Source organism: Bacillus sp. Brlt_9, from assembly GCF_051948935.1.
In the GTDB taxonomy this organism is placed as follows: Bacteria; Bacillota; Bacilli; order Bacillales; family Bacillaceae_G; genus Bacillus_A.
Genome location: NZ_JAYJLO010000007.1, coordinates 213,159 through 232,503, shown reverse-complemented (window position 1 = coordinate 232,503; position 19,345 = coordinate 213,159). Strand labels below are relative to the sequence as shown.

15 protein-coding genes are annotated in these 19,345 nt (G+C 35.3%); 5 read left to right on the top strand and 10 right to left on the bottom strand.

Features of this window, described 5'->3' with window-relative positions:
- The first annotated feature begins 371 nt into the window (after positions 1-371).
- A complete protein-coding gene (locus VF726_RS24405; protein ID WP_000656322.1) occupies positions 372-569 on the top strand; it encodes a hypothetical protein in 198 nt (65 codons plus the stop codon).
- 16 nt (positions 570-585) lie between these two features.
- On the opposite strand, the gene VF726_RS24400 is transcribed toward VF726_RS24405, so the two are convergent.
- Together VF726_RS24400 and VF726_RS24395 are read right to left on the bottom strand one after the other, a co-directional pair.
- A complete protein-coding gene (locus tag VF726_RS24400; RefSeq protein WP_440172790.1) occupies positions 586-867 on the bottom strand; it encodes a hypothetical protein in 282 nt (93 codons plus the stop codon).
- A gap of 117 nt (positions 868-984) precedes the next feature.
- Positions 985-1,548 (bottom strand): TIGR00730 family Rossman fold protein, encoded by a 564-nt coding sequence (locus tag VF726_RS24395; protein WP_170955061.1) that lies wholly within the window; start codon positions 1,546-1,548, stop codon positions 985-987.
- An 88-nt stretch (positions 1,549-1,636) separates the two neighbouring features.
- Between VF726_RS24395 and VF726_RS24390 the strand changes: the two genes are divergently transcribed.
- From VF726_RS24390 to VF726_RS24380, 3 genes are all read left to right on the top strand, one after another.
- Positions 1,637-1,960, top strand: coding sequence for a MazG nucleotide pyrophosphohydrolase domain-containing protein (locus tag VF726_RS24390; protein WP_017562095.1), 324 nt, complete (start codon positions 1,637-1,639; stop codon positions 1,958-1,960).
- A gap of 53 nt (positions 1,961-2,013) precedes the next feature.
- A complete protein-coding gene (locus tag VF726_RS24385) occupies positions 2,014-2,520 on the top strand; it encodes a ferritin (protein ID WP_017562094.1) in 507 nt (168 codons plus the stop codon).
- 147 nt (positions 2,521-2,667) lie between these two features.
- Positions 2,668-3,837 carry a DUF418 domain-containing protein gene (locus VF726_RS24380; RefSeq protein WP_440172789.1) on the top strand — a complete coding sequence of 390 codons (1,170 nt, stop codon included), beginning with the start codon at positions 2,668-2,670 and terminating at the stop codon, positions 3,835-3,837.
- Between the two features lie 43 nt (positions 3,838-3,880).
- Here the strand turns inward: VF726_RS24380 and VF726_RS24375 are convergent, their stop codons facing one another.
- The 4 genes from VF726_RS24375 to VF726_RS24360 form a co-directional block, all read right to left on the bottom strand.
- Complete coding sequence (locus VF726_RS24375; RefSeq protein ID WP_000706847.1) at positions 3,881-5,062, bottom strand: NupC/NupG family nucleoside CNT transporter; 1,182 nt, start codon at positions 5,060-5,062, stop codon at positions 3,881-3,883.
- 351 nt (positions 5,063-5,413) lie between these two features.
- Complete coding sequence (locus tag VF726_RS24370; RefSeq protein WP_440172788.1) at positions 5,414-6,595, bottom strand: NupC/NupG family nucleoside CNT transporter; 1,182 nt, start codon at positions 6,593-6,595, stop codon at positions 5,414-5,416.
- Between the two features lie 295 nt (positions 6,596-6,890).
- A complete protein-coding gene (locus VF726_RS24365) occupies positions 6,891-8,333 on the bottom strand; it encodes an alanine/glycine:cation symporter family protein (RefSeq protein ID WP_440172787.1) in 1,443 nt (480 codons plus the stop codon).
- Positions 8,334-8,667: 334 nt separating this feature from the next.
- A complete protein-coding gene (locus VF726_RS24360) occupies positions 8,668-10,098 on the bottom strand; it encodes an alanine/glycine:cation symporter family protein (protein WP_440172786.1) in 1,431 nt (476 codons plus the stop codon).
- Between the two features lie 300 nt (positions 10,099-10,398).
- Between VF726_RS24360 and VF726_RS24355 the strand changes: the two genes are divergently transcribed.
- A complete protein-coding gene (locus tag VF726_RS24355; protein WP_440172785.1) occupies positions 10,399-11,037 on the top strand; it encodes an NAD(P)-dependent oxidoreductase in 639 nt (212 codons plus the stop codon).
- Positions 11,038-11,086: 49 nt separating this feature from the next.
- Here VF726_RS24355 and VF726_RS24350 read toward each other — a convergent pair whose 3' ends face one another.
- The 4 genes from VF726_RS24350 to VF726_RS24335 all read right to left on the bottom strand — a co-directional run bounded on the left by VF726_RS24350 (position 11,087) and on the right by VF726_RS24335 (position 19,154).
- Positions 11,087-15,526, bottom strand: a complete 4,440-nt coding sequence (locus VF726_RS24350) for a putative mucin/carbohydrate-binding domain-containing protein (RefSeq protein WP_440172784.1) — start codon at positions 15,524-15,526, stop codon at positions 11,087-11,089.
- Positions 15,527-16,104: 578 nt separating this feature from the next.
- Positions 16,105-17,025, bottom strand: coding sequence for a thioester domain-containing protein (locus tag VF726_RS24345; protein WP_440172783.1), 921 nt, complete (start codon positions 17,023-17,025; stop codon positions 16,105-16,107).
- A gap of 109 nt (positions 17,026-17,134) precedes the next feature.
- The gene (locus VF726_RS24340) at positions 17,135-17,974 is read right to left on the bottom strand and encodes an aldo/keto reductase (protein ID WP_440172782.1); all 840 of its coding nucleotides are present in this window, start codon (positions 17,972-17,974) and stop codon (positions 17,135-17,137) included.
- A gap of 16 nt (positions 17,975-17,990) precedes the next feature.
- Complete coding sequence (locus tag VF726_RS24335; protein WP_162901168.1) at positions 17,991-19,154, bottom strand: MFS transporter; 1,164 nt, start codon at positions 19,152-19,154, stop codon at positions 17,991-17,993.
- Between the last annotated feature and the right edge of the window lie 191 nt (positions 19,155-19,345).

The window sequence follows — 19,345 nt, the reverse complement described above, 5'->3', positions numbered from 1 at the left end:
TTCTAGCCGCTGGAGCTGGATATCATTTAAAGCGGAAGCGGCTCATTTAGAGCCGCTTTTTTCTATGGAGTTGTCGTGCGTATCAGTACATGAAATTTATATCAGCGATTTTCTAATTATATCGGCGATTTTTCAAATATATCGATCACAACTCACAATATATCAACGATTTTTTCATTATATCGACGATTCGACACAGGATATCGACTTACCGACAAATCACGACAATATCAGCACCTCTCTCCCCTACTTTTATCAATATATTACAATCTCTTTTATGTTAAAATATAGGAAACACCCTTTAGTAAAATAGATCCAAAAAAGCTTTTCCATATTCATCATTTACTACTTAAATGGCGGGAGTGGTTCAGTTGAAAGACTACTTAATTAGAGCATTTTTTGCGTTAATAACGGTTGGGATTGTCTTACTTATAGCTAATATTTTTAATATACGTATCGAGGTGAAAGACTACGCTTTCCTCGTTGTTGTAGCAATTGGTGGCGGCTGGGGTGGCTGGTACCTGTATAAAAAACAAAGTAATCAAAATGATAAAGGCATTCCAAAGTAATACGGAATGCCTTCTTTTATTGCCGTCTATAATAAATAATAAAATTCAAACCGCTAATACAACCAATCGCAATAAACATACAAAACGATTGTGGATCTCCACCTAAGTTATACTCATCAACAATAAACCCAGTCATAAACAACGTGATCGCCGAAACACCGATACACAATATCGAAATAAACCAAAGCGAAAATTCATTAATTAGCTCTTTCTTCTGTGTCGAAACAATTAGCATAACAAGAATAGCTGCTGCTAAAATACTTTTAAAAACCGGCCTTAAAAATACAAACTCCTCCATCTATTTCTCCTTTTCCAAAACATTATATCTCAACATTAACATATTTAACCAAATTAAAAACACATGCCTTTTGAAGATAAAATGACATGTGTTTCCAATAATATCTATAAAATTGTATTATGATAGCTGCTTCCACTTCGTTCCTAAAACAGGACGTTCATAATTTTGGATCTCATGAATTAGTTTATCTGCCGTCTCAGCTGAAACGATTAACTCTTTATTCGACGGATTCATAAACCCTTCTTCCGCTGCGCGTTCAACCATTTGCAAAATCGGTCCGTAAAAGTCTTTTATATTCAATAAACCAACCGGCTTATTATGTATACCAATTTGTGACCAACATACTACTTCAAATAGCTCTTCAAACGTTCCGTATCCGCCTGGCAGCGCGATAAAAGCGTCCGCAAGCTCTGCCATTTTCGCCTTGCGCTCGTGCATCGTTTCTACTTCAATTAGTTCTGTTAACCCTGTATGCACAATTTCTCCTCGGAATAGACCGCGCGGCATAACACCTGTTACACGCCCGCCTAAACGAAGAACTTCATTTGCTACTTCTCCCATTAATCCAACGCAAGAACCACCGTATACAAGCTCATAATCGTTTTCAACAAACATTTTCCCTAACGCTATTGCCTGCTCTTTGAATTCTGGTCTCTCTCCTAAATTGGAACCTGCAAACACACAAATCTTTCTCATTCCTACACCCCGAAACTATATATTGTTATGATACAATGAACATTGTACAACATATTGAAGAGGTGAGGAAGGAATGGATATCGTCGCATTTCAAAGATGGTTAGAGGAATTTTACGAAAAACGAAGCTGGTCACAGTATAATTCCTTTATTCGCTTAAATTTCTTAACAGAGGAAGTTGGGGAAGTTTCACGAGTTGTTCGCGCTATTGAAATCGGCCGTGATCGCCCTGATGAAGACGCGAAAACAGAAGAAGAGCTAAAACAGGAGTTAAAAGAAGAACTTGGTGATGTACTGTCTAATCTTATTATTCTTTCACAAAAATATGATTTAGATTTACAAGACATTATGGAGGCTCACGTCACAAAGCTTTCGAAAAGGTTCGAGACATCCAAATGAGAATATTATCAATTATGGTATAATATTCTTGTCACAATACTAAGGGGGATTTTATGTTATCTAAAAAATTGCACGACGCATTAAACGATCAAATGAACTTCGAATTTTACTCTGCCCATGCTTACATGGCAATGGCTGCTTACTGTACTTCGGAGAGTTATGACGGGTTCGCTAACTTTTTCCTTGTACAAGCTGAAGAAGAGCGTTTCCACGCAATGAAGCTTTACAACTACATTAACGACCGCGGTGAGCGCGCTATTATTACTGGATTTGATAATCCAAATAACGAATATGAATCTGTACTGAACGCTTTTGAAGTGGCACTTGAGCACGAGCGTGAAGTAACGAAGCGTATTTACAACCTATCTGATATCGCTTGGGATGAGCGTGAACACGCAACAATTACATTCTTAAAATGGTTCGTCGATGAGCAAGTAGAAGAAGAAGCTTCATTCGATAGCATCATCCAAAAATTAAAACGTATTACAAGCGATTCAAACGCATTATTTATGCTAGATGCTGAATTAGAGAAACGTACATTTACGCCTCCAGCTGAATAGTATTTTAATCACCTTAATGAATGTATTAAGGTGATTTTTTATTTTCTCTCTAGCTTAAAATCACCTTAAATTTCCTCGTATTTGACATAGTACCAACTATAAAATGGTATTATTTTCAATATAAAATAATATATGAGGAGAGAAAAAATGAATCAACGTGTAGAAGTTGTTGATGCCATACGTGGTTTCGCATTATTTGGTATTTTACTTGTTAATATGACATTAATTCAATTCGGTTTCTTTGCTAATGAAAAACCAACCTATATATTCGGCGAACTCGATAAAGGTGCTAATTGGTTTATTCAATTTTTCGGCACACAAAATTTTATTTCTTTATTCTCTTTTTTATTTGGTCTTAGCATTATTTTGTTACACAAAAGCATTGTCGCAAAAGGAAAAAAGTTCTCCCCCACATATTTACGTCGTATTCTTATTCTTTTACTATTAGGCTTTATTCACGGCGTGCTCATTTGGTCCGGGGATATTTTATTCTCATATGGCCTCATTGGGATTTTCTTACTAATGTTTATAAACAGAAAGCCAAAAACATTATTAATTTGGGCAACTATTCTACTCGCACTCCTTACACTTATGAATTATTCAACTGACCCAAATATAAATGTTACTGATTTTGCTCCTTATATTGAAAAAGAACATAAAGTTCATGAAACTGGAAGCTATATGGATCATGTCAACTTTAGATTAACTGAAAATCCTTTCGAATATATAGGTATTGACGGTTTCTTCGGATTAACTTTTATAACACTTTTTACACTCATTTTCCTATCTCCACTCTTCTTAATCGGTATGTACATAGGAAAAAAAGGGTGGTTATTTGAGATTGATAAGCATATCTCTGCTGTCAAAAAGATTTGGCTTCTTACCGCTATCTTTTCTTTTACAATCAAAATTTTAGCTATGTTCGTAAAACATCCTATTTTACTTATGTTACAAAATGGCCTTACACCAGTAACCATGACCTTCTTTTACGGAAGCACAATTATTTTATTATTCCATTACAAAAAAGCAACCCGTCTACTAACATACATGGCCAATATGGGAAAAATGTCGGTTAGTAATTACTTAGCCCAGTCCATTATCACAACAACAATTTTTTATGCATACGGTTTTGGCTTATTCGGTAAAATCGGCTATTTCTTCGGTATTCTTTTAACGATTATAATCTATACAATTCAATTATTTGTTAGCACATATTGGCTGCAGAAATATCGAATGGGACCTGTTGAATATATCTGGAGGCTTGGAACTTATTTGGAGAAACCACGATTTAAAAGAGACTTGGATAAAGCAAGTTAAATAAAAAAGCAATGAGCCTACGCTCATTGCTTTTCTTAATTTATTAAAGCATAACCCCAACGATAATCGCTGATAATATACTTACTAACGTTGCACCGTATACAAGTTTTAGTCCGAATGATGATACAACGTTTGCTTGTTTGCCATCAATACTCTTCGTTGCCCCTGCGATAATTCCGATAGATGAGAAGTTCGCAAATGATACAAGGAAGATAGATAAAATACCTACTGTACGAGCTGATAAATCGCCAGCTACTTTACCAAGGTCAAGCATTGCAACGAATTCGTTCGTTACTAATTTCGTTGCCATAATTTGTCCTGCTGTTAGCATCTCTGATGTTGGAATACCCATTACGAATGCTAATGGTGAGAATACATATCCTAAAATGCTTTGGAATGTGATTCCGAAAATTGAATCGAATACACCGTTAATTGCTGTAATTAATGCTACGAAACCGATTAACATCGCCGCTACTGTTACAGCGATAGAGAAACCAAGCATAATATATTCGCCTAACATTTCAAAAAATGTTTGCTTCTTATCTTCTTGTAATTCTAAAATATCGTCTTCTTCTTTTACTTCATATGGATTAATGATATGAACGATAATGAATCCACTGAATAAGTTTAGTACAAGTGCTGTTACTACATATTTTGGATCAATCATTTTCATATAAGAACCGACGATTGACATCGATACTGTCGACATTGAAGATGCACAAAGTGTGTATAAACGATTTTTCGGTAATTTGCTTAATTGATCTTTTACTGTAATGAATACTTCACCTTGACCAACAATCGCAGCTGCTACTGCATTATATGATTCTAGTTTTCCTAAGCCGTTAATTTTACTTAATAGGAAACCGACTGCACGAATGATAATCGGTAATACTTTAATGTGTTGCAGAATCCCAATTAGTACTGCTAAGAAAATAATTGGTAATAATACTGTTAAGAAGAATGGTGCTTGTCCATCATTTGCTAGACCACCAAATACGAAATTAACCCCTGCTTCCGCAAATTTTAAAATAGCGCCAAACCCATCTGCAATCCCTTTTACTAATACAAATCCGACCTTTGTATTTAGTAAGAAGTATGCAAGTACCAATTGAATGACTAGCATAAGTGCAATTGGTTTATATTTAATTTTCTTACGATCTGAACTGATAAGGAAACCTAGTACAAACACTACAAGTAAACCGACTAGAAACATTACTATTTTCATATGTGAATCCTCCACTTCTCCCACGAGTTATCGGTCGTATAACGTATAACGAATGACGTCTGACCATTGATGTTAAAAAAATTTAAAACCCCTAAATACTATTCAACTGTTATCTAAAATCAGTAAGCGTTTACATAAATTGCAATTTATTAAAGGTAGCCTCTTCTCTCCTACCATACTTGAAAGTCTGAAATTGATACCACCTACAAATCAAATTGTAAGCGTTATCTAATCGAAATGCAATATAAATTTTAAAAGATTTTTATATGTTAATATATTCCTAAATAATTGGTTTTTTCATGCAAATTTACCATAAAAAATAGCCCTAGCTATAAGCTAGGACCATCTTTTTTATAACATAACACCAACGATAATCGCTGATAGAATACTTACTAATGTCGCACCGTACACAAGGCGTAGACCGAATGATGATACAACATTTGATTGGTTTTCATCGATACCTTTCGTTGCACCTGCGATAATTCCGATTGATGAGAAGTTCGCAAATGATACAAGGAATACAGAAAGAATACCAACTGTACGAGCTGATAAATCGCCAGCTACTTTTCCAAGATCAAGCATCGCAACAAACTCGTTTGATACTAATTTTGTTGCCATAATTTGTCCCGCTGTTACCATCTCTGCTTGCGGGATACCCATTACGAATGCTAATGGTGAGAAAATGTATCCTAAAATAGCTTGGAATGTAATTCCGAACATTGAGTCAAACAAGCTATTAATTGCTGTAATTAATGCTACGAAACCAAGTAACATTGCCGCTACTGTAATCGCGATTGTGAAACCAAGCATAATATATTCACTTAGCATTTCAAAGAATGATTGTTTTTTCTTATTTTCTAATTTCAGTGTATCTTCTTCTTCTGTAATATCGTACGGGTTAATAATATGAATAATAATGAAACCACTAAATAAATTTAATACAAGTGCTGTTACTACATATTTCGGTTCGATCATTTTCATATAAGAACCTACGATTGACATTGATACTGTCGACATGGAAGATGCACATAATGTATATAAACGATGTTTTGGGATTTTACTTAATTGATCTTTTACTGTAATAAATACTTCCGCTTGCCCAACAATGGCAGCTGCTACTGCGTTATATGATTCTAGTTTTCCTAGACCATTTACTTTACTTAACAACGTACCAATAGCACGAATAAATATCGGTAAAATTTTAAAGTGTTGCAGAATTCCGATTAAAACGGCAAAGAATACGATTGGTAATAACGCTGTTAAGAAGAATGAAACCTCTCCTTTATTAACAAGACCGCCAAATACGAAAACGATTCCAGCTTCCGCATATGCAAGAAGCGCGCCAAATCCATCTGAAATTCCTTTTACTAAAATATAACCAACTTGCGTATTTAATAAGAAATAAGATAGTGCTAACTGAATAACAAGCATAATTGCGATTGGTTTATACTTAATCTTCTTTCGATCGGCACTTATAAGAAAACCGAGTACGAATACAACGAGTAATCCTACAAGAAACATAACAAACTTCATTAATAAAATCCTCCATTTAACTCTTCATTAACGTTGAACGTCTGACCACTCAAAACAAGAAATAATCCGAACTTTCCATTTCTCCTCCAAAACCTTCAATCGGATAGGAAAGATCATAAAAACTCTTATTTCAAAGGCATTTTCCATTCTAACATAAATTACAACTCATATCCGCACTTTTCTTAAAAAAATTACATTTTATTATAAAACATTCATGAATGTTCGTCTTTTACTATCCACGAATATCTGGATAAAATAAAAAATGAGCATCAAGTTTCACTTGATGCTCACCTCATTATACTGCTTTTTCTTTATCAGCTACTGCTGGCTTATCCCAGCATTCTGTATTGTTCAAACCTGGAATAGACTCCGCATAGAATACTGGATCTTTTCCTTGTTTCTTTTGTTTCACATAATCTGATAATGCCGCGAAAGCATACTTTGAAAGGAATACAATTGCTACTAAGTTAATAACAGCCATAATACCCATGAATAAATCTGCTAAATCCCAAACGATTTGAATTGTTGCTACAGATCCTAACATAACCATACCAAGCACAGCAATGCGGTACGCTGTTAATAACACTTTACTTCCATTTAAGAATTCAATATTTGTTTCACCATAGTAGTAGTTACCTACTAATGAACTAAATGCAAACAAGAAGATTGCAACTGCTACAAATATAGAAGCCCATGGACCGATATGTTGACTTAATGCTTGCTGCGTTAATTGAATACCATTTAAATCAGCTGCATTATGCACATCTGATAAAAGAATGATAAATGCTGTACAACTACAAATTAATAATGTATCTGTAAATACCCCTAAAGTTTGAATGAAACCTTGTTTAACTGGGTGCGTTACGTTTGCAGTCGCTGCTGCGTTCGGCGCACTACCCATACCTGCTTCATTTGAGAATAATCCGCGTTTTACCCCTAATAAAATCGCAGCTCCTAATCCTCCGCCTACTACTTCTTTAATTCCGAAAGCATGTAAGAAAATTTCTTTAAATACATATGGAATTGCCGTAATGTTTGTTACAACAACGAATAATGCTACTGCTACATAAATAATTGCCATTACTGGAACAATCATTTCAACCGCACGTGCAATTCGCTTTACCCCACCAAAAATAATAACTGCTAGTAAACCAGCCATTACAAGACCTACTAATCTACTATCTGTTTTGAATGCCCCATCAAAAGCAGCCGCTACAGTATTAGACTGTACAGCGTTAAAAATTAATCCGAAACTTACTGTTATTAAAACAGAGAAAATCGCTCCAAGCCAGCGCTTATTTAAACCCTTTTCCATATAATACGCTGGGCCACCACGGAACGCATTCCCATCTTTTACTTTATAAATTTGCGCTAATGTGCTCTCTACAAATGCAGAAGCACCCCCAATTACCGCAATTAACCACATCCAAAATACTGCTCCTGGCCCACCTGCTGAAATTGCGATAGCTACACCAGCTAAGTTACCAGTACCTACACGAGAAGCTGTACTCATACAAAAAGCCTGGAACGATGATACACCGCTCTTCTCTTTTTGTGCTTTCCTCGTTTTCGAACTTGCCCCATCCCCAAGCAATCGAATCATTTCACCGAAGTAACGAACTTGGACAAATTTCACACGAAACGAAAAGTAAAGTCCTAACCCAATTAACATCGCAATAATGATATATGACCAAAGGACATTATTTATATCCCCAATTACCCTAGCTAAAAAATCCATAATTGCATTGCCCCCTCTTCCTAACAATAAGAAAATTATATTCTAAAAACTTTAAGTAATCAAGAACTTTATGTCAGGTTTTCTAACATGAATAAGTTAACTTATTTAACATACATATTTTTTCACGTAAAACTATAACCAGTACGCGCATTTATCCAATACTAAATCACTCTTCCTATGCGACCAGTCGTAGCTTTAAGACAGGCGGTCCCCTACAAATAACACGAGAAATGAACAAACAAAAATTATATTAATAATTACCTCTCACCCTTTTCATCCTTTACTACAACAAAAAAGGCGAGCATCGAATTCAACTCGATGCTCGCCTTTTCATTTATACTGCTTTTTCTTTATCCGTTACCGCTGACTTATCCCAACACTCTGTATTCGTTAAACCAGGAATAGAATCTGCACGGAAGACTGGATCTTTTCCTTGTTTCTTTTGCCTTACATAGTCTGCCAATGCAGCATACGCAAATCGGCCAAGAAGTGTAATTGCAATTAAGTTTGTGATTACCATTAGACCCATAAATAAGTCTGCCATATTCCATACAACTTGAAGCGTCGCAACAGAACCGAATAATACCATTCCCACTACCGCAATACGGTAAATTGTTAACCAAGTTTTACTTTGTTTAATAAATTCAATATTCGTTTCACCATAATAGTAGTTTCCTAGAAGTGAACTAAACGCAAATAAGAAAATAATAACTGCCAAGAAACTGCTTGCCCAAGGACCAATTTGTGAACTTAATGCATTTTGCGTTAACTCAATACCTTCTAAATTTGTTGCTTTGTACGCACCAGAACATAGTACGATAAATGCTGTTGATGTACATACTAAAAATGTATCTACTAATACTCCAATTGTTTGAATAAATCCTTGTTTTGCTGGATGCGTTACATCTGCTGTTGCTGCAGCGTTCGGCGCACTACCCATACCTGCTTCGTTCGCAAATAATCCGCGCTGAATACCAAACTTCATTGCAGCACCGATACCGCCACCTACAGCTGAATCTAAACCGAATGCACCTTTAAAGATTTCCGTAAACACATCTGGTATTAAATAGAAGTTTTTAATGACAACAAAAATAGCTACCGCAATATAAATAAGCGCCATTGGCGGAACAATCATTTCCGACATACGTGCAATACTTTTTACACCACCAAAAATAATAACTGCAACTAATGCAGCTAATGCAATACCAACAATATAACGCTCTAAACCAAATGCATTTTCAAATGCTAATGTTACTGTATTCGCTTGTACTGAGTTAAAAATTAAACCGTAACTAACTGTAATAAGGATCGAGAACCAAATTCCCATCCAACGCTTATTTAAACCTTTTTCCATATAATAAGCAGGACCACCACGGAAGCCACTGCCATCTTTTACTTTATAAATTTGGGCAAGCGTACTTTCTACAAAACTTGAAGACGCTCCGATAATCGCAATCACCCACATCCAAAATACTGCACCAGGTCCTCCCATAGAAATAGCTAACGCTACACCGGCTAAGTTCCCGATTCCAATACGAGCTGCTGAACTCATACAAAATGCTTGGAAAGAAGATACACTACCTTTTTTACGCGTCTTTCCAGTTAATCCATCACTCATTAATCGAACCATTTCCCCTAAATGAGTGATTTGTACAAATTTCAATTTAATAGAAAAATAAAGACCTAAACCAATTAACATTGCAATAAGAATATATGACCAAAGAATTGTATTTGTTGATGAAATAAATTGCTCTAAAATATTCATACAATTAACCCCCTCCTTTTCTCCATAAAACGAATTATATTTAAAAAACATTCAAAAATCAACATTTTTCGACAATTTGCAATTTCCAAATATTAGACAGGATCGCAGTAACAATATCGTTATGACTACCCTCCCTCTAACTGCGCATACTAAAACAAAAAATAATTCACAAACAACCCTATTGACAAAAATACCAACCTGTAACTATAATGATTACAACGGGTTGTAACAAACCTAATTACAACACATTCATTCACTTTCAGATATACACTTTAACAAAACAATTTGGAGGGATTTATTATGAAAATCGGAATTATCGGAGCAACTGGTAAAGCAGGAAGTCGTATTTTAAAAGAAGCATTGGATCGCGGACATGAAGTAACTGCAATCGTAAGAAACGCTGCAAAAATTACAGAAGACAATGTACAAGTTTTAGAGAAAGATGTATTCTCTCTTACATCTAACGACCTAGTGGCATTCGATGTAGTTGTAAATGCATTCGGTGCTCCAGCAGGCGAAGAACACCTTCACGTAGATGCAGGAAACGTACTTATTGAAGCTATGAAAGGTGCACCAAATACAAAATTACTTGTAGTTGGCGGCGCTGGAAGCTTATTTGTAGACGAAGAGAAAACAACACGTGTATTTGAAACACCAGGTTTCCCGAAAGAATACCTTGCAACTGCTCAAAACCAAGGTAAAAACTTAGAAATTCTGCAACAAACAAATGACATCACTTGGACATTCATCAGCCCTTCTGCACTATTCGCATTAGGAAAACGCACTGGTTCTTACAAAGCTGGTAAAGACAATCTTCTTGTGAACGCAAAAGGTGATAGCTACGTAAGTTACGAAGACTTCGCAGTAGCAGCACTTGATGAAATCGAAAATCCAAAACATGTAAACGAACGCTTCACAGTAGTTTCTGAAGCTGAATAATACAAAAAAGCTCGTAAAACGTTATGTTTTACGAGCTTTTTTATTACTTTTAAGCTTTTACTTCTTGTATATCTTCAGTTCTTTCAAAACCTTGTTCTGTTACTTTGAAGAATAAATTTGTTTCTACTTTCGCTTTTCCTTGACCGATAAAGTTATCATTTTGATACCAATTAAAGCGATCTGATTCTGCATGATACACCTTAACAATATCACCGTACTCGAATCCTAACCCATTAATTACCTTTGCAAATTCTACAGCATTTTCAACACCTTTTACAGCAGCTTTCTTTTTCTCAATCCCATTTCGACCTAGTAGTGTAAACTCAAAATACGTCTCTTCTTTAAAATAATGATGTACTTGATTCGAATCAGCTGTCGCACTGAACTTCTTTTCATCGTGTTGCAGCGTTACAATTGATTTAATATCCGTATTATATTTGAGCCCTTTAAATACTAAGCTGTCTCCATAGGTTACTTCTACTGGTACTTCCGTCACTTGCTTATTTCCAAAACGATCTTTCGTTTCTACTTTCGCTGTTTGTTTACTAATCTTCGATGTATCTAGCTTCCCTACAAAACCTACTACTTCTCCACCTTTTACTTCAACAAACTTCTTCGCATCTAATGTTTCACTGTTTGTTCCGATTACCACTTTTTGCGGCAACGCTTTTACTTCTTGCTGAGTTTCCATTCTCTCGAAACCTTGTTCTGTTACTTTGAAGAATAGTTCTTTTGTTCCTTTTTTCTCACCTTGACCAGTAAGGTTATTATTTTGATACCACTTCAAACGGTCGGGTTCTGCATGGAATACTTTCACTACATCTCCATACTCAAACTGCATACCATTCACTTGCTTCGCAAAGTTCTTTGAAGTTTCGTGCCCTTCTGCTGTTACATGCTTTTTCTCTTTTCCTTCTCCATCATATAACGTGATTCCCATGTATAGCTCTTTGTTAAAATATTTATGAATTTGACTATCCATATCAGTCGCATGGAATTTCTTATCATCATGCTTTAACGTTACGATTGAAGCAATGTCATTATTATATCCTACATATGCGATACTATCTCCATACGTCACTTCTAATGATACTTCTGTCACTTGCTTATTTCCAAAACGGTCTTTCGTTTCTACTTTTACTTTTTGTTCACCGATTTTTGTTGTATTCGGTTTCTCTACAAACCCAACTACTTCTCCGTCCTTTACTTCAACAAAGTTTTTTGCATCTAGCTTTTCAACTTCTGTTCCAACTACTACTTTTTGTGATTTTGCTGTTACTTCTTGCTGAGCCCCCATTTGTTCGAAACCTTGCTCTGTAACTTTAAAGAATACTTCATTAACACCATACTTCGCATCAACTAATTCATTCTTTTTATACACTTTAAATCTATCAAATTCTCTTTGATATACTTTTACTATGTCGCCATATTCAAAAGCCATACCATTGAACTGCGCTGCAAATTCTTTTGTATTTTCAGATGCTTTTACTGTTACTTCTTTTTTCTTTTGCCCATCTTTATCATATATAGCCATTGCCATATACTTTTCATCTGCAAATGAAGTATGCATTGCACCTTCTGAATCTGTTGTACTGAATTTCTTTTCTTTATGATTTAATGTAACAATCGACTTTATATTACTTCCGCCATAGCTTGTACCGAAGAACATAATGCTATCGTCATATATTACTTCTAATGACACCTCTGTCACTTGCTTATTTCCAAAACGATCTTTCGTCTCTACTTTTACTTTTTGTTCACCAATTTTTGATGTATTTGGTTTTTCCACAAAACCAATCACTTCTCCATCTTTCACTTCAACAAAGTCTTTCGCATCTAGCCTTTCAACTTCTGTTCCAACTACTACTTTTTGCGATTTTGCCGTTACTTCTTGTAGCATATCCATTCTCTCAAAACCGTTTTCTGTCACTTTGAAGAATAATTCTTTTGCCCCTTTTTTCTCGCCTTGACCAGCAAGGTTATTATTTTGATACCATTTCAAACGGTCCGGTTCTGCGTGGAATACTTTCACAACATCTCCATACTCAAACTGCACTCCATTCACTTGCTCTGCAAAGTTCTTTGAAGTTTCTTGTCCTTCTGCTGTTACACGCTTTTTCTCCGTTCCATTTTGATCATATAAAGTGATTCCCATATATTGTTCTTTATCAAAATATTTATGAATTTGTTCATTCATATCAGTCGCATGTAATTTCTTCCCATCATGCTTTAATGTTATAACTGAAGCAATTTCATTGTTATATCCCACATATGCAATGCTATCTCCGTAAATCACTTCTACAGGTACTTCCGTCACTTTTTTATTTCCAAAACGATCTTTCGTTTCTACTTTTACTGTTTGCTTACCCATTTTTGTTGTATTTGGTTTTTCTACAAATCCGATTACTTCTCCATCTTTTACTTCAACAAAAGATTTTGGATCTAACTTTTCTACACCTGTTCCGACTACTACTTGTTGGGGTTTCGCTACTACTTCTTGTAAGCTATCTTTTAATTCGAACCCTTGCGGAGTGATTTGGAATAATTTCTCTTTTTTATTTTTAGCCTTCCCTTGATCTACAAGTGTATTATTTTGGTACCACTTCAAACGGTCGGGTTCTGCATGGAATACTTTTACTACATCACCATATTCAAAATCCAATTCATTTAGTTCCATCGCAAATCTTTTTCCAGTTTCTTGCCCTTCTGCTGATACACGTTTCTTTTCAATTCCATTTCGATCATATATCGCTAAGCCCATATATTCTTCTTTCTCGAAACGGTAATGTATTTTATTATTAGTAAAGTTTACATTTAATTTTTTTTCATTGTGTCGAAGCATCACTGTCGACATTACATCATTTGAAAGTCCTTGAAAAATTATACTATCACCATAAATCCCATTGACTTGGACAGGAATTGAATTTTTATTTCCCTTCTCATCCTCAATTTCTACTAATACTTCCTGTTTCCCATCACCTAATTTAGACCATATAATCTTACCTGTTACTCTTACATTCTCCCCTAAGTTTCGGACAAGTTTACTCGCTTCATTCTCATCCAAATCCGTACCAACTAAAAGGTTTTGTACCTCATTAGCAGGTTCACCATACGGAACTTTATACGGTTCAACTTGCTTCTCGCGAATATCATTACTATCTGTAGCTTTCCAGATTTCTTTTTCTAATTTAGGTAACTTTAATTTTTCTATTTTCTCTCTAATATCATCGTTTGGTGTTAATCCCCATTCCTCAAAGAAAGGAATTAAATTTTGCCCTGCCACTTGTGATGTCATATAAATAAATAGCTGCTTTTTCTCTTCATCAGAATGAGGCATTTCACTCTGAGGTAACAAACGATAAGCTTGATGTAACCTAGGATAAAAATGTTCTCCATACACTACATTTAATTGCCAAAACATTGTAAGAGGATTAATGTCATCAATGAATCTTTCTGCTTTAGGTTTCTCTAAATACTCAAATGAGTTTTTATAGTGCTCATCCATTTCTAATTGATTCCCTAACGCCTTTTGAACAGCTAATGAGTAAATATTTACTGTGACTTCCCTTACTTTAGACCACTTCCAAGGTTCTTGCTGATGTAAATGTCCAACTTCATGCCACGGTCCCCATCCATCCTTTTCAAGCACCTCTATATCTAAAACTCTATTCATTGCCGTCGGGATATATCCTGTATGATAATTTTTCGCAAACATAAAGTCATCTTCAGCAGGCTTCCGTTTCTCAACAAACTGAGCATAATGAATTGGAGATTTCGCAACCCCAACACCGTCCTCAGATAATCCTGCTACTGCATTTTCTATTCGAATAATCTTATCATGCAATTTCATTAACTCTATCGGGTTTGTGTTTTTCATAAACTTTTGTATAGAGCTCGGACTAGCAGTAATTAAGCTTCTCTCACCTTTTAATTCAACTGCATAAGGATCCTTATATTTTTTTAACATTTCATCCCAATCTTTTTTCGTATGCTTCCCTAAAATAAATAAAGGAAAATGGCTACCACCATTTGTAACTGAAGCTGTTACTTCCCCTTCATTATTCATATTATAAAAATATAAAATACCGCCTCTTGGAGATGAAATAACATTTTTTCCTGGTTTTAAATCAAACTCTTCTGGGTCCTTTTCATCATAAGATCTCGTTCCTATGAAAGCCTGAATAGTCTGTGTTCCTTTTATGTCAATTGTAATCTCTTCATTTGGTGCCGCATAAATTCCAGTCGGCTCATTAGCGGAAAGTTTCCAAGTAACTCTTAAACGATTATTTTCTTCCTCCACGCTACCTTTACCCGGCAACTGAAACGTTCTCTGCTCAAACTTATTCTCTTTAACCTCTTCTAAATTCGCACCTTTATTCTCTTCCAAAGGTGCCGCATATCCTTTCGATGCTTCGGAAGCTACTGGCGATAATAATGTAGATATGCATATACCAGCCACTAATACCCTACTCTTTTTCTTCTTTGACATAATCTGTGTCCCCTGTCCTGTTTTTAGACAAACCATCCTATATATTCATTTAATGAAAAATCCTATTATTTTTATAAAAACATTTAACGAATAGACTAGTACCTCGCGAGTCAACATCAATTACTACCGCATTCCCCTCAATGTATTCGCTTTCTTACATTGTAAAATTTTTATGTATTTCGTCCTCATCACTTCTCTCTATTTATGATGAGTTCTCGTCGTACATAAAGAGAAAATCGTAAAAGATATATCTTAGTCTTGTCATCTATACATCTAGAAATAAAAATAGTAATAGAATCTTACATTTTCTTCATATATGACCATCTATAGGTAGTTTTTCCAACTGAATTGTACACGCTTTACACTTCGTTTGATAGCACTTCCAATCAGAATAATGTTACAATTTTGTGAATTTAATCCATTAATCGTAACGTTCGGATTTTATTATATTTAAATTATCCCTAAATAAAGTTTACAATGCTTATACAGTGTTTTCCCTATTAAATTAACCGTTTATTATTTTTATAATATAATATTACTCTTCATATACATAAAAAAGCATTGGCAAGGCCAATGCTTTATCTTTTATATTGATTCGGTTTGTGCGGTTCATTTGGAGTATGTGGTTTATTATTATCATGACCATTTGTTGTTTTCCAACTTACCGATAACTCCGGACTTGTTTTTTCCTCACTACGCTCAAGTAATACAACCGCATTTTGAATTGTTGGTGTGCCTTTATGAGCGATACCTTGTAGCTTCGTTAATTTTCCTGATACTTTAAAGCTAAATCCACCAGCTGGTGTTTGTTTCGGAATTAAGATGCGGAATTTTTCTCCTACATTAAATTCCGTTTTTGCTTCGCCCTTTTCATTTACAAACTTCACTCCAGCTGGTGCACCTGTTGCTTGCACTTTATACGTTCCGCTTTTCGCATTTGTTTCCACTGTATATAAACCTGTTTCAAAGAAATCATTTTTCAACATTGCTTGTTGTTCTTCTGAGGGCACGACACTCATCGTAATTTCTTGTAATTCTTCACTAGCACTCGCTTTTGCAACGATGTCTTTCGTTACTTTTTCTACGTTTTTATTACGGAACTCTAAATCGTTAATATCAATTTGCTTTAACGCATTCCACACCGCAAGCTGCGTTGCGTAATGGGCATCTCTCCAATCAGAAACACCTAATTCTTGTGGACTCTTTTGTGGATATCCGTTTAATAGTACACGGTACACATTAATATCCACCTTCCCCATTTCCGGTAAATCTTGACCACTTGGAGATTTCAAATCTACATTTAAGCAAAAAGCAATTTTGCCATCTGCCGTTTTAATAAGCTCTGTTCGAATTGGTTTCTTCTTAGACTTACTATAACTCCAATCCATTTCATACTTTGTATGGTCCATCACTTCTGCGAATGCTTTTTGAAGTGGGAATAACACAAATAAAACACTTAAAAACATAGCTAAAAGTTTGAACGATTGCTTTATATTCATGTTTACAGCCCCTTAATAACAAACTTAATACTAAGTAGTATTTATTTAGAAACTGTTTTTATGCACAAAAAAAGAGTACTTTTACGCACTCTTTTTTCTTATCTTAATCTTAGAAATCGAAGTTATCAGGATCTGGACCAACGCGGTGATTTTGATTTAACGCATCGATTTTTTCCATATCTTCTTTCGTTAATTCAAAGTTAAATACATCAGCGTTTGCAATAATGCGGTGTTCTTTCGTTGATTTTGGAATTGTGATTACTCCATTTTGAAGATCCCAACGTAAAATAACTTGCGCTGTTGTTTTACCGTGTTTCTCAGCAATCTCTTGTAATGTTTCGTTATCTAATAATTGACCTTGCATTAATGGTGACCATGCTTCCATTTGAATACCTTGTTCTTTACAGAAAGCTTGTACTTCTTTTTGTGTTAAACGAGGGTGGTATTCTACTTGGTTAATCATTGGCTTGATTTCTGCATCTTTCATTACATCTTGTAAGTGATGTACTTGGAAGTTACTTACACCAATTGCACGTACGCGCTCTTCTTTATAAAGTGTTTCTAACGCTCTCCATGTATCTTTATATTTTCCTTCTACAGGCCAGTGAACAAGAAATAGATCTAAATAATCTAGTTCTAATTTTTTTAAGCTCTCTTCATATGCAGCAATTGTTTCTTCATATCCTTGATCTGCGTTCCACACTTTTGAAGTGATGAATAACTCTTCTCTTGAAATACCAGTTGCTTCGATACCTGCACGAATTCCTTCACCTACAGCTTTTTCATTTCCGTAAATTGCAGCGGTATCGATGCTGCGGTATCCTGCTTTAATCGCTGCTTTTACAGCTTCTACAAGTTCTGGTCCTTCTTCTACTTTAAATACACCTAAACCAAACCAAGGCATTTCTACACCGTTATTTAATACTGCTTTACTTTGTAAGTTTTTCATTTTATTTTCTCTCCTTTTATTTTACTTGATCTCTTTTTTCTAATGTCATGCTCCACGCTGTTAAAATAACAGCGGCTACTACCATAAGGCCACCTACCCAAGCAGTATGGATTAATCCTAACGAATTCGTTACAAGGCCACCTATATAAGAACCTAAAGCGATTCCTCCGTTAAATGCGGCAATATTAATTGCTGAAGCAACATCAACCGCACTCGGAACAAAGCGCTCTGCCAATATAACTACATATACTTGTAGCCCCGGAACATTCATAAATGCGAATAGTCCCATGAAAATAATTGTGATTAATCCAGCTACTTTAAATGGCGCTGTAAATGTTAAAACAAATAATATAATCGCTTGAATAAGAAACATGTAAAATAGCGCTCGGATCGGATTATGATTCGATAATTTTCCGCCGACCATATTTCCTATCGCAATGGCGATTCCATACACTAATAAAATGATAGTAACGGTACTTGCTTCAAACCCTGTTACTTCTTGTAATAGCGGTGATAAATACGTAAATGTTACAAATGTACCGCCGTATCCAAGTGCAGTAATAATGAAAACAAGTAATAGTCTTCCATTTTTAATTAGTTTAAATTGATCACGAAACGATACAGGTACACCATTTTTTAAATTAGATGGGACTAGTATGCTGTTTGCGATAAAAGCAATAATTCCAATTACGACAATCGCCATAAATGACGCTCTCCAGCCAAATTGTTGACCGATAAACGTTCCAATTGGCACACCTGTAATCGTTGCAACTGTTAATCCAGTAAACATAATCGCAATGGCGCTAGCACGTTTATTCTCTGGTACGATTGCGGCTGCAATTGTAGATCCTATCGACATAAACACACCATGTGCAAATGCAGCTACAATCCTTGCAATAATTAATATAGTGAAGCTTGTTGCTAATGCTGCAATACCGTTACCAATAATGAAAATAACCATAATCCACATTAACAATGTCTTTCTCGACATACTAGCCGTTAACGCTGTTAAGACAGGAGCTCCTACTGCCGCCCCTAACGCATATAGGGAAACAGTTAAACCAGCTGTTGTAACCGAAACATTTAAATCTTTTGAAATAGATGGTAATAAACCGACACTAATAAACTCGGTTGTACCAATCCCAAACGCACTAATTGCTAGTGCTAATAAAGCAAACATACTTCTTCGGTTCGTCTGAACTTCTGAAGATGGTACTGTATATGAACTCAATTGAATTCCTCCTTATTACAAGAAATCCAATCATAATAGTGCGATAAAAAGGCCCTTTTATCTTCTAAAAAATATATTTAATCTCTACAAATGCTATTATGAATGGTTTCATTCCTTTTTGAAAGAACGCACTTTAAAGT